The organism is Halobacillus andaensis, assembly GCF_014636475.1.
GTDB lineage: Bacteria > Bacillota > Bacilli > Bacillales > Halobacillaceae > Halobacillus_A > Halobacillus_A andaensis.
In genome coordinates this window covers 152258-164611 of record NZ_BMEL01000001.1, presented here as the reverse complement: position 1 = coordinate 164611, position 12354 = coordinate 152258, and the positions used below count along the sequence as shown (strand labels likewise).

9 protein-coding genes, 1 pseudogene and 1 other annotated feature are annotated in these 12354 nt (G+C 39.8%); of the genes and pseudogenes, 2 read left to right on the top strand and 8 right to left on the bottom strand.

All coding sequences use genetic code 11. The annotated features are described in order from the left end of the window. Positions 1-144: 144 nt before the first annotated feature. The 5 genes from IEV27_RS00805 to IEV27_RS00785 form a co-directional block, all read right to left on the bottom strand. On the bottom strand, positions 145-978 hold the full coding sequence (locus tag IEV27_RS00805) for a hypothetical protein (RefSeq protein ID WP_188375560.1): 834 nt from the start codon (positions 976-978) through the stop codon (positions 145-147). Between the two features lie 351 nt (positions 979-1329). After that, the gene (locus IEV27_RS00800) at positions 1330-2085 is read right to left on the bottom strand and encodes a prepilin peptidase (protein WP_188375559.1); all 756 of its coding nucleotides are present in this window, start codon (positions 2083-2085) and stop codon (positions 1330-1332) included. Between the two features lie 223 nt (positions 2086-2308). Beyond that, positions 2309-4045, bottom strand: coding sequence for a sensor domain-containing diguanylate cyclase (locus IEV27_RS00795; RefSeq protein WP_188375558.1), 1737 nt, complete (start codon positions 4043-4045; stop codon positions 2309-2311). Positions 4046-4118: 73 nt separating this feature from the next. Continuing rightward, positions 4119-5399 (bottom strand): bifunctional folylpolyglutamate synthase/dihydrofolate synthase, encoded by a 1281-nt coding sequence (locus IEV27_RS00790; RefSeq protein ID WP_188375557.1) that lies wholly within the window; start codon positions 5397-5399, stop codon positions 4119-4121. Between the two features lie 65 nt (positions 5400-5464). Then, the gene (locus tag IEV27_RS00785) at positions 5465-8107 is read right to left on the bottom strand and encodes a valine--tRNA ligase (RefSeq protein ID WP_188375556.1); all 2643 of its coding nucleotides are present in this window, start codon (positions 8105-8107) and stop codon (positions 5465-5467) included. A 51-nt stretch (positions 8108-8158) separates the two neighbouring features. Beyond that, positions 8159-8383, bottom strand: a binding site (T-box leader). An 86-nt stretch (positions 8384-8469) separates the two neighbouring features. On the opposite strand from IEV27_RS00785, the gene IEV27_RS00780 reads away from it, so the two are divergent. Beyond that, a complete protein-coding gene (locus IEV27_RS00780; protein ID WP_188375555.1) occupies positions 8470-8658 on the top strand; it encodes a YszA family small membrane protein in 189 nt (62 codons plus the stop codon). Here the strand turns inward: IEV27_RS00780 and IEV27_RS00775 are convergent. Further along, positions 8655-9578 carry a LysM peptidoglycan-binding domain-containing protein gene (locus tag IEV27_RS00775; RefSeq protein ID WP_188375554.1) on the bottom strand — a complete coding sequence of 308 codons (924 nt, stop codon included), beginning with the start codon at positions 9576-9578 and terminating at the stop codon, positions 8655-8657. The two genes, IEV27_RS00780 and IEV27_RS00775, sit on opposite strands and share 4 nt — an antisense overlap. 97 nt (positions 9579-9675) lie before the next feature. Here IEV27_RS00775 and IEV27_RS00770 point away from each other — a divergent pair. Next, positions 9676-9833, top strand: a pseudogene (locus IEV27_RS00770) (transposase); the annotation flags it as partial. A 235-nt stretch (positions 9834-10068) separates the two neighbouring features. Here the strand turns inward: IEV27_RS00770 and hemL are convergent. Next, positions 10069-11352: a glutamate-1-semialdehyde 2,1-aminomutase gene (hemL, locus tag IEV27_RS00765; RefSeq protein ID WP_188375553.1), complete on the bottom strand. Its 1284-nt coding sequence runs from the start codon at positions 11350-11352 to the stop codon at positions 10069-10071. A 22-nt stretch (positions 11353-11374) separates the two neighbouring features. After that, positions 11375-12352, bottom strand: coding sequence for a porphobilinogen synthase (hemB, locus tag IEV27_RS00760; protein WP_188375552.1), 978 nt, complete (start codon positions 12350-12352; stop codon positions 11375-11377). Positions 12353-12354: the final 2 nt, after the last annotated feature.

The following is a 12354-nucleotide window of genomic DNA, read 5'->3' as shown; positions in this document are numbered from 1 at the left end:
GTATTAACAGTTTATTAAAAATCTGGTATTTCAGAGAGCATAGATTATTTAATAATAGAAGCAGTTATTTAGAGAATAAAGCATTTCTTTATAGAAAATCTTTTGGTTTTACTCCCTGTCATTCCTATATAAAAACAAAAATAGTCAGTTTTTCAAAGATTCTAGTGACTGAGCTATATTTAGCCAGCTTACCCCATTGTCCGTTTCGCTCACCCACGCTTGAAGAGCTTTTTCAAATTGCTCATTACCAGCACCTGAATCTTCCCATGCACTTAATAACTGTTCCCGCTCTTCAATCGGCACAGTGTGTAACGTATGATTCTGAATATGAGAAAGCAAGTTCTCTATAGTAGAAAGCAGCGATTCAGGTATTTCTAATTGTCCTCCGGCTACTTCCCACGATTTTAGGTATGTAGGAATGTCTAGTTCTGCTAACTCGTCAGCTACCTGAGCAATATTTGTTTCCGCATCTTCGCTTCCTGATAATAAGAAATATTGCTCGTCCTTCTTCCATATCATCGATGGGACCGATTGTTCTTCTAGCTTTCCTTGCCATTCTTCCGCTGTCTCTTCATTCGTGAAAACTCCGCTCTGCACTACTTCTGATTTAAGGCTTGGCAAATCTACCTGTACTGTTTCGGCAGATGTACTTTGGACTTGTCCTCCTGACACACTTTCTACAGGTGGAGATGTCTCATCTGTTACCGATACAAATAATTTTAATAAAATAAAGCCAAGTGCAAAGCTTACGATTATAGCTGTCATCACCGATAAACTGACGTGTTTCAAAGAATAAGGAGATAACCTCTTACGGAAAGAAGGGATTTTATATACTTTAGAGTATGAGCCGAGCTCGTCAGACTGTTGTAATTCTTTCACATCCGCAGCAGCTTGTTCCTTTTTTGCTTGTACTATTTCCTGCTGAGTCTCTTTATCTTTATTGTAGGAAATAATTATTTTATTATTTTTTTCAGCCAATGGTCGTTTCCCCTCCTTTATCTTTTATACAACGTACCACAGCTCATAGGAAAAGGACGTTGAAATTTGTCAGTAGCAATTCGACAATAATTCCACACAAAAAAAGACTTGACTCACAAGTCTTTTCTTGAATTATCTTCAAAATACAAAATTTGTATGCTTCTTGCCCAAAATTATAAGATGGCTGCTCGGCCTCTAATTCTTCGAGTTTTAACCATTTGCACATAAAACTGAACCCGTCAGCAATCATCATTCGACCATGATTAGACAAAACGTCGAGAAATGCAGCAAAGTTATGAATTCACTGCGATAGGAGGGATATCCTTTAAGGTAAAATAAATTATAAAGCGCTTAAAAGAAACGATTGAGATACCAATCTATAAGATCGGACCCATAAAAAATGGCAACTGCTCCTCCCGCTGCAATGTAAGGGCCAAATGGTACAGGATTATCCCGGGAAATAACTTTAAAAAAGATCAAGGTTAAATTAACAATGGCTCCAATAAAGGTTGCGAGAAAGAAGGTTAGTAAAAGCAGTTTTGTTCCTAATGCTAATCCTATAACTGCAAATAGCTTCATATCTCCTCCTCCCATCCCCCCTCGGCTGATCACTATAATAACCGCTGTTCCAATAAGACCAGTCAGTGCTCCTACTACTGATCCCCACCACGGAACAGTTGGATAAACGAAGCGATAAATAACGAATAAGACGGTGAAGAAAAGCAATACCTTGTCAGGGATTACCATATACCGTAAATCACTTACTATAATAATGTGGAACATGGACAATAACAATAAAGCGAGGATGAGAGAAGGTTGAAATCCGAATACCCAGTAACTATAAGAAAAGCTTAAGCCACTGAATAGTTCCATAAGAGGATAAAGAGGTGAAATTTTTTGCTGGCAATGAAGGCAACGTCCTTTTTGAAGAATATAAGAGAAGATCGGGATAAGCTCGTACCAACGTAATGATTGATGACAATTTGGACAATAAGACCGTTCTTGTTTAAAAAGCTCCCCTTTTGGAACTCTAAGACCTACAACGTTATAAAATGAGCCAAGAATCAAACCGATTAATAATAAATAAAATGTTAGAAATAGTGTCATGTTTCGCTCCTCATTTTGTATAGAGGAAAATCACCCGATCAAGAGTGTCTTTCCTGAAAGGATTTATTCAGCATTTTCTAATTCGTGAGGGATACATAAGCCCCCAAGTAAAGGCACTTCCGCAGAAGATGAAACGTTTTAATTGTGTCTGGAAAATTATCTTAAAGATCGTTAGTATTCAATCCATATACTCCCCTTCTATGGAAAGGACAGCTGAATGCGATTATTCAGCTGTCTGCTTTATTTTTTCATAACTCGCGACACGATTTCTCCCTCTTTGCTTCGCACCAACGTACATCGCGCGATCGGCGTGACGCGTTAATTCTAATAAGTCCTCGCAATTCTCAGGATAAGAAGCAACCCCAATGCTAGCAGAAATAAAGACTTCAACAGGTTCCTCAATATGTAAGATGTGATCGTGAATGATAAAAGGAGAACTTGTAATCATTTCTTTCATTTCTTCTGCTGCCTTCAAGGCTTCAGAGCTCGGGTAATCGGGAAGCAAGATAACAAACTCTTCGCCTCCATAACGTGCAACTACACCACTAGGACCTATTATAGCTTCTAGACGATTAGCTAACTCGCAAAGAATTTCATTCCCTGCTTCATGGCCGTAATCATCGTTCACGAGTTTAAAATGATCGATATCTAATAGAATCTGGGAAACAGGACGATGTTTTTCTTCCCTTCTCCACTCTTCTGCAATCATTTGTAAATAGTTTTCAAAGTAACGGTAATTGTATAAAGAAGTTAACGGACAGCGTTCACTTTCAGTCTTTGTTTTTTCATAATGTCGTGCATTTTCAATAGCTACAGCTAAATAACTCCCGAGGATATTTAATATCATGTACTGATACTTAAAAAAAGCACGAGGCTGGGTCGAATACATGGTGATAATACCGACGGTTTTGTTTTGACGGGTAATAGGAATGGACATGACGCTTTCTACATTCTCCGGTGTATAAATATTCTCTAACTGCTTCCATTTTTTCCTCGTATGATAATGCTTTCCTTTTCCCTGTTTCAAGGTATCAACGCTTATGCTCTTCCCTTCCACTAAATCAAGTTCAGGAAGTTGTACATTCTCAATTCGATCAAAAAAGCGTACTAAAGTCATTGTATTGTCAGATTTCACATCGAATATGTATAAATAGTCTAATGGGAGTAAAGATGTGACTCTTTCTACAAAGACATCCAGGACTTCCTTCACCCCCAGTTTTCCGGTAAGTTCATGACCTATGTCCCCTGTTTTTTGAAGGTATTGATTGACTTGGCTCGTTTTATGAAATTGTCTTAACATAATGGAGATGAGTAAAAACGGGAATCCAATTAAGTAAATGGCAGAAGGGCCGATTTCTGTATAAACGAAATACAGCATTAACCCTACAGGGGCAACTAGAGCAGTAGTAAGAAGCTCCCACTTAACACCTTGGTCGACCCACTTTACTTTTCTTCTATACAGATACCGTCCAATCAACTTAAGTGAAACCTGATTAATAACAATCTGTGTAAGAGCATAAGCCATAACAGGAACAGCATCCGCTCCTGATTGAAGTGCATTTTCTCCATGACTTCCGCCAAGGGAGTAAAACACTCCTGCTGTAATAAGAGAGATAATAAGAAACATGAGCATGTTCAAAGGAATGCGAATGAAATTTGTCTTTCCCACTCTTAGCTTGATCATTAGAAAAATGAGAGATACTTGAATAACAAGTATCTCAACGAGTAGTCCAAAAAATAAAAAAGCTGCAAAGCTGACTCCATTCGTTAGAAAGACAGGATGGTCGCCCATTAATAATGGAAATATGGCAACAATAGAGGCTAGAATCATAAATCCTATGATATCTATCTTATAGTCAAAAATAGGGAAGGAAGTATTTGCGAAAACCATATACAAAGTAAGCGGCCACACAGCCACCCAAATTCCATATATGGTGAGCTTCTTTTTCAAGGATATCAATAGAGCTTCACTCCTTCTCTTTCAATCGAATTAGAAATTTCAAACAATTACAATAATAACACAACCGTCCTTTCTATTCAAAATATTTCCTAATATCGGAAATGAAGTAAAGTGAACCAGAAATAACTAGGACATCCTCCTCAGTTAGTTTATCCATAATTTGTTGTAATGCTTCTTCTTGTTTCTCTGCCACGTAACTAGTATTGATCGAAGATATCTCTGCTATATCCCTTGCTTTCATAGCTTTTGGAAATTGGAAATTTGTAAACCAAGCTTCTTTAACAATGGGTTTTAATTGATTTAACATCTGTTCAATCGGTTTATCTTGGACGGCTGCATAAAGAAGGTATATCGACCTATCAGGAAAGTGAGCCTTTAATGTTTGAACTAATGCTTCTGTGCCTTCTTGATTGTGAGCACCATCTAATATAACGGCTGGATTTTTTTGAACGATCTCAAACCTTGCAGGCCAAGTTGTGGATTGAATGGCATCGGCATAAAAATCTTGCTGGACTAAATAGCCGAGTTTTCTCAACTGTTCCATCGCCCCCAATGCTAGCCCAGCATTGTATATTTGATGTACTCCCTTCATTCCAGTAACCATTAACGGTGAAGAATAGTCGTCGATCCTAAAGTAAAAAGATTCTCCGTCTGATGTATGGGCTACGTGCTTGAGAAAGAAGTCTTTTCCTTCTACTGAAAGAGGAGCTCCTTGCTTAGCAGCCTCTTCTGTAATCACTTGTAAAGCATCTTCTTGTTTTACACAAGTAAACACAGGACGATCTTTCTTAATGATGCCAGCTTTTTGATACGCAATTTCTTTATAGGTCTCACCTAATATTGCCGTGTGATCTTTTCCGATATTCGTGATGATTGAGAGAATAGGGTGAATAATGTTTGTTGAATCATATCTTCCTCCCAGACCTGTTTCAAAAAGGGCAAAGTCTACACCTTTTTGTTTGAAAAAAAGTACGGCCATGATTGTAATAACTTCAAACTCAGTGGGCTCCCCTATTTTTGATTCACGGAGCTCATCAACTAAAGGTTTAACCAACTCTACTAAATCAATGAGTTCGTAGTCTGATATAGGCAGCCCATTAATACTCATTCTCTCATTAAAGCGTATGATATATGGAGATGTGAACGTACCCACTGTGTAACCTTGAGCTTCCAAGAGATTTCTTAAAAAGGAAACAGTGGAGCCTTTACCGTTCGTCCCTGCTACATGAATAGCATTTAAACTTTTTTCAGGGTTTTGCAGCCTTTCTAACATCCATTCCATGCGAACTAAACCAGGTTTTACTTTGAATTTTTCTCTTGTATGTATCCAGTGTAATGCTTCACCGTACTTCATTTTATTTAACTCCTCATTTCATAAAAGAGGAGAGTATTCTACTTAGAATACCCTCCATCTCCATTTTAAGCTTTTAACTCTTTCATACGTGCTTCGACCTTCGCACGCTTATCTAAATAATCATTTTCTTTCTTACGTTCCTCTTCAACGACATGTTCAGGAGCTTTACGTACAAAGCCTTCGTTAGATAATTTTTTCTGAACTCGATTGACTTCCTTATCCCACTTTTCCCATTCTTTTTCTAAACGCTTGATTTCGTCATCGATGTTAATGAGTCCAGCAAGTGGCAGATACAATTCAGCACCGGTTACAACAGCAGACATCGCTTTTTCAGGGGCCTGAAGATCCGTGCCGATGGCTAATTCGCTAGGATTACAGAAACGCTCTAGATAACTGCGATTTTTCTCAAGCTCAGCTACGATTTTATCATCCTTTGCTTGTATCATAAGCTGGATCTCTTTAGACATTGGGGTGTCTACTTCTGCTCGAATGTTTCGAACCGAACGAATAATAGAGACAAGACGTTCCATTTCCTCAACAGCTTGCTCGTTGTGGAAATCATCATTTACTTTTGGCCATGATGCCTGAGTAATAGACTCCCCTTCATGAGGTAAATGCTGCCAAATTTCTTCAGTGATAAATGGCATGAATGGATGAAGCATTCTCATCGTCTGATCCAAAACGTAGGCCAAGATTGATCGAGTAGTATGAATTCTTTGTTCGTCTTCTCCGTATAGAGGTAGTTTTGCCATTTCAATATACCAGTCACAAAACTCATCCCAAATGAAGTTATATAAATGGCGGCCAGCTTCTCCAAATTCATAACGATCGATATTTTTCGTCACTTGCTCTATGGTTTGATTCAAACGAGTTAATATCCACTCATCAGCAACTGATTTGTCACCAGTTAAATCAATGTCTTCATACTTAATGTCTCCCATGTTCATAAGAGCAAAGCGTGAAGCATTCCAAATCTTATTCGCAAAGTTCCAAGTAGACTCAACTTTTTCCCATTGGAAACGTAAGTCTTGACCTGGTGAAGATCCAGTTGATAGGAAATAACGAAGGGAATCGGCACCGTACTTCTCAATGACGTCCATAGGGTCAACGCCATTTCCTAATGATTTACTCATCTTTCTTCCCTCTGCATCCCTTACAAGTCCGTGAATCAATACATCCTCGAAAGGACGACGTTCCGTAAACTCAATGGATTGGAAAATCATTCGACTTACCCAGAAAAAAATAATGTCATATCCTGTTACGAGTACATTGGTAGGAAAATAACGCTGAAAATCTTCATTGGATTCATCGGGCCAGCCCATCGTTGAAAAAGGCCATAACGCAGAGGAGAACCACGTATCTAGTACATCCTCATCCTGTTCCCAATTTTCTTCATCTTCAGGAGCTTCTTTACCTACATAAATTTCACCTGTTTCTTTATGATACCATGCAGGAATACGGTGGCCCCACCAAAGCTGACGAGAGATACACCAGTCACGAATATTTTCCATCCAGTTTAAATACGTTTTCTCAAATCGATCAGGTACGAAGTTCACCTTATCATCTGAAGATTGCAGGTCAACTGCTTGCTTGGCCAAAGGTGCCATATTAACAAACCATTGAGTGGATAAATAAGGCTCTACTACTGCTCCACTGCGCTCAGAATGTCCGACAGAATGAACATGCTCTTCAATTTCAAATAGAACATTGCTTTCCTGAAGATCTGCTACAATTTGCTTCCTGCACTCGAAGCGGTCCATTCCTTTATATTTACCTGCATTCTCGTTCATCGAGCCATCTTCATTCATTACGAGAACACGTTCCAGGTCATGACGGTTTCCGATTTCAAAGTCGTTTGGATCATGAGCAGGTGTGATTTTTACTGCACCAGAACCAAAATCCATATCGACATAATCGTCTGCAACAATTTCAATTTCACGGCCAATAATAGGTAAGATGGCTTTCTTGCCAATCAAATGCTTATATCGTTCATCGTTAGGATGAACAGCCACAGCTGTATCCCCAAGCATTGTCTCTGGACGAGTCGTTGCAACTTCGATAGAACCTTCTTCGTCTTTAAGAGGATAACGCATGTGATAAAAGGCACCTTGCACATCTTTGTATTCAACCTCAATATCAGAAAGTGCCGTTTTTGTAGAAGGATCCCAGTTGATAATGTATTCTCCACGGTAAATAAGATCACGTTCGTATAATTTAACGAAAACCTCTTTTACCGCCTCAGATAACCCTTTATCCAACGTAAATCGTTCACGCGAATAGTCTAATCCTAGACCAAGTTTTTCCCATTGAGTGCGGATAAACTGAGCATACTCTTTTTTCCATTCCCAAGATTTCTCTAAAAACGCTTCACGACCTAGATCATAGCGTGACGTTCCTTGTTCCTTTAATTTAGCTTCTACTTTAGCCTGAGTAGCAATTCCTGCATGATCCATCCCCGGCAGCCAAAGCACGTCATAGCCTTGCATACGCTTTACACGAGTTAAAATATCCTGCAGCGTTGTATCCCAAGCATGACCCAAGTGCAATTTTCCAGTTACGTTTGGAGGCGGGATTACAACCGTATATGGCTCTTTCTCCTTATCTCCTGTTGCTTCAAAAAACTTTCCATCTACCCAATATTGATAACGATCTTGCTCGACAGCTGAAGGATCATATTTTGTCGGCATTGATAGTTCTTTATGTTCCATTAATTATCCTCCTTCATTTCTGTTAAAAAATAAAAAAACCCTCTTCATCCTAGAAAGGACGAAAAGGATTACTTTTCCGTGGTACCACCTTTATTTGCAAAAAATTATTTGCACACTCATAACAGATAACGGCTTCTAACCGGCTTCTTTTACTATGTGTTCAAAGAAGCTGCATCCCGGGCGACATTCCATAAATCCAAATCCTAGAAGACTCTCACCAGCTGTCTCCCTCTCTGAAGGCTCGATTAATGTACTCTTCCCAATCACGGCATTTCACATATAGTCATTAATATTCATATTGTATATAGAATGTATGTATGAAGTCAACTATTTCTAAAAATAAAATGAAAGGAGGGAAAATAATGAGCCGCATGTATCGTTATCGTCTCCCCCCATGGTGCCGCCACTGGTTATATGTGATTGAAAAAGCAACAATGCCAATATGTGTGTATCAGCTGATCCGTACTTTAATATTCCCCACTACTATAGACGTATTTTTACTTGGATTATGCATCGGTCTGCACTTAGCTTTCCGTTTTAAATGGATTTAATTCGGGATATAAACAATTTGACCTGGTGCTACTTCTTCTTCAACTTGATTCACCTTTTCTAATTGCTTAACGGGTACTTCATAGCGTTCAGCAATCATCTCAATCGTTTCGTCTTCCTGCACAATATACATTTTCATTTGTGAGTACGTTTCATCTCTGTTTGGAAATAGGTGCTGAAAAATTTGCTTGAATCCGTTAACGGATGGAGAGGGTTCATCTTGCTCAACTTCTGCTGACTCCACCTCTTCGTAAGGTTCAGCACCTTCTTCTTGATCTGTAAATTCTTGTTCGTTTTCCTCTACTTCTTCTGCCATTTGAGGTTTGAAAAAATCGGAAAATGATTGAGTGTGTTCCTTTCGACCGCTTTCTTCTTGATCTACATTGTCTTCTTCCCTAAACTCCTCTCCTGCAGTAGCTTCCTGTTCTTCATCTTTATATTGAACTGGCCCTATGGTAATAACATTATGTTCTTCTTCTAAAGGATCAGTACTTCGCTCTTGAAGAATGCCATTCATGCTCAACTGAGCGTGAAGTGTTAAATTATTTGGCTCAGGAAGTTCGTAATCAAAGGTCTCAATATCAATCACAACTTCTTCTAGATTCGCCACGCGATCTTTTGAGACGGTGATTTCCACTGGGAAAGAATGGGTGAATTCAGATACACCTTCTTCTTCTCCATCGTCCACTTCTAATACTCGCCCAACTGGAGGCGTATCTGCATTCCTATAAGGCTCAATTTTTTCATTAGCCATATATTCTCCAAATAACTCTACTGTTCCATGGAGCCTCACCTCATCACCTAAATCAGCAATCGATACATTTGGTTCAAGTGAAATGCCAATTAATTCACTGACGCCCTGTCCTTCCTTAAACCAGAGTGATTCATCTAAATAAAAAGAAAACTCCTGATTATTCTGCATAACAATGTCCCCTCCCTAGTTAATCAACAAAGTCAACTATTACCACTCTATGCATCAGCTTTGATGATATACATACGAAGGAGAAGATTTCATAGAAAAAGATAAGGGTGAGCGTAGCTTCGCAGATTTAAAAAACTGCATGGGCTGCGCTAGAGCCGCTTGCGTGGAAAAGAGAAAGTGAGGGAACAGGCGCTGTTGACGGCTGCCTGCCAGAACATGAAAAAGATTGTCCTCCATCTAGTAAGGGTGAGCTAGGTGAAGGAGAGTCTTTTTCTGTCTTAAAGAAAGTCCAAGGAGCGAGGCCCCTTCCACTCCTGCGTAAGAACGAGTGAGCCGAGATCGTCGAGCGTGGGTTTCGTGAGGAAGATCGGGCGCTCGTCCGCGGAAAGGGAAGGGGCCTTCGCTCCTGGCTGCAAGAAAAAAGCTTGCGGGAAAACAGGGGTTTCTCCACAAGCTCAAGCCATATTCAAGGACTATGGCTTTCTTATATTTATAAGGTTTTAAATACGGCTTCAACCGCATCAATGGTTTGTTCGATATCTTCTTTTGTATGAGCAACAGATAAAAATAATCCTTCAAATTGAGATGGCGGTAAGAAGATACCTTGCTCAATCATTCCTCTGTAATATTTAGCAAACCGTTTCAGATCCGATTGGTTAGCAGACTCAAAATTTTCTACAGGTCCATCTGTGAAGAAAACGCCAACCATTGAACCGGCTCGATTAATGGTTAATGGAATGTCATATTTCTCAGCTGCGACTTTAAAGCCTTCTACTAAACGATCCACATTCTTATTAATTTCATTATAAGCAGTTTCGTCCATAGCTTTAAGCGTTTCATAGCCTGCTGTCATCGCTAATGGGTTGCCAGAAAGGGTACCAGCTTGATAAATATCACCTACTGGTGCCACACGTTCCATAATCTCGCGTTTCCCTCCATAAGCTCCAACTGGGAGGCCGCCTCCAATTACTTTTCCTAAGCACGTCATATCAGGTGTAACCTCAAAGTGGCCTTGTGCACAGTGATATCCTACTCTAAAACCGGTCATCACTTCATCAAAAATTAACACCGTACCATTATCTTTAGTTAACTGACGAAGCTCTGTAAGAAATTCCTGCTTAGGCGGGACCACTCCCATATTGCCTGAGACAGGTTCGATAATCACAGCAGCTAAATCATCACCATATTCTTCAAATACATAATTTACGCTCTCTAAATCGTTATATGGGACGGTAATCGTATTTTTAGCAATAGACTCGGGCACACCAGGTGAATCAGGGAGGCCTAATGTAGCTACTCCAGATCCTGCTTTTATTAGCAGAGAATCACCATGGCCATGATAGTTCCCTTCAAATTTCAGAATTTTATTCCTCCCAGTATACCCTCTCGCTACACGAAGAGCGCTCATCGTTGCTTCTGTACCTGAATTCACCATACGAAGCATTTCTATAGAAGGCACACGGTCAATGACAAGGTTAGCCAAATCATTTTCCAAAGTAGTAGGAGCTCCAAAACTCGTCCCAAGCTCTGCCGTCTTTTTCAGCGACTCGACTACACGATCATCCGCATGACCCAGGATAAGAGGACCCCAGCTCAACACATAGTCAATGTATTCATTTCCGTCAATATCAGTGATTTTTGAACCTTTGCCTTTTTCCATAAAAATGGGGTCCATATCTACTGAATTAAACGCACGTACTGGAGAGTTCACGCCCCCTGGCATTAAATGAACGGCTTCTTTGTATGCATCAATCGAACGATCAAAATTTCTCATAACTAACTATCATTCCCTTCCATTACTGATCTAGATAATTGGCTGCATCTTTTGCAAAATAAGTAATGATCAAGTCTGCCCCTGCTCGTTTCATAGAAGTTAATTTTTCCATAACGATTTCTTCTTCATTCACCCATCCATTGGCTGCAGCAGCTTTAATCATTGAGTATTCTCCGCTTACATTGTAAGCAACGAGAGGAAGGTTAAACCGGTCTTTTACTTCACGCATGATATCTAAATAAGACAAAGCAGGTTTTACTATAAGAAAATCGGCTCCCTCTTCCACATCAGATTCAGCTTCCCGAATAGCTTCCATACGGTTCGCAGGATCCATTTGATAAGCTCGACGGTCCCCAAATTGAGGTGAACTGTGTGCCGCATCACGGAACGGTCCGTAGAAGGCAGAAGCATACTTGACCGCATAAGACATAACTGGGATTTGACTATACCCTGCCTCATCCAATCCTTTTCTAATGGCAGCGACAAATCCATCCATCATATTTGAAGGAGCAATGATGTCAGCTCCAGCTTCTGCTTGACTAACAGCTGTCTTCGTTAGTAACTCCAATGACTCATCGTTTGCAATATCTCCATCACGCACAATTCCACAATGGCCGTGATCAGTGTATTGACACAGACAGGTATCAGCTACCACCGTCAACGATGGGTGAGCTTCTTTAATATGACGAATGGCTTTTTGCACAATACCCGCGTCATGATAAGCTTCACTTCCTACCTCGTCCTTCTCCTGAGGTACGCCAAATACAATGACAGAACGAATGCCTAGCTGCTCTAATTCAGACATTTCGTCTGATAAGTAATCCAGGGAAACTTGATGTACACCAGGCATCGATTTTACAGCATTTTTGACATTTTCCCCTTCCACAATAAAGATCGGATAAATTAAATCTTCTTTTTGTAGTTTCGTTTCACGCACTAAAGAACGCATCGATTCTGTTCTTCTTAAGCGTCGGTGTCTTTTAAATTGTAAATCATTCATAC

Bases quoted from the DNA above. Each gene is read 5' to 3' on its own strand.
- IEV27_RS00800 (WP_188375559.1), bottom strand. From the start codon at position 2,085: ATGACACTATTTCTAACATTTTATTTATTATTAATCGGTTTGATTCTT.
- hemL (WP_188375553.1), bottom strand. From the start codon at position 11,352: ATGAGAAATTTTGATCGTTCGATTGATGCATACAAAGAAGCCGTTCAT.
- hemB (WP_188375552.1), bottom strand. From the start codon at position 12,352: ATGAATGATTTACAATTTAAAAGACACCGACGCTTAAGAAGAACAGAA.
- IEV27_RS00775 (WP_188375554.1), bottom strand. From the start codon at position 9,578: ATGCAGAATAATCAGGAGTTTTCTTTTTATTTAGATGAATCACTCTGG.
- IEV27_RS00785 (WP_188375556.1), bottom strand. From the start codon at position 8,107: ATGGAACATAAAGAACTATCAATGCCGACAAAATATGATCCTTCAGCT.
- IEV27_RS00790 (WP_188375557.1), bottom strand. From the start codon at position 5,399: ATGAAGTACGGTGAAGCATTACACTGGATACATACAAGAGAAAAATTC.
- IEV27_RS00780 (WP_188375555.1), top strand. From the start codon at position 8,470: ATGAGCCGCATGTATCGTTATCGTCTCCCCCCATGGTGCCGCCACTGG.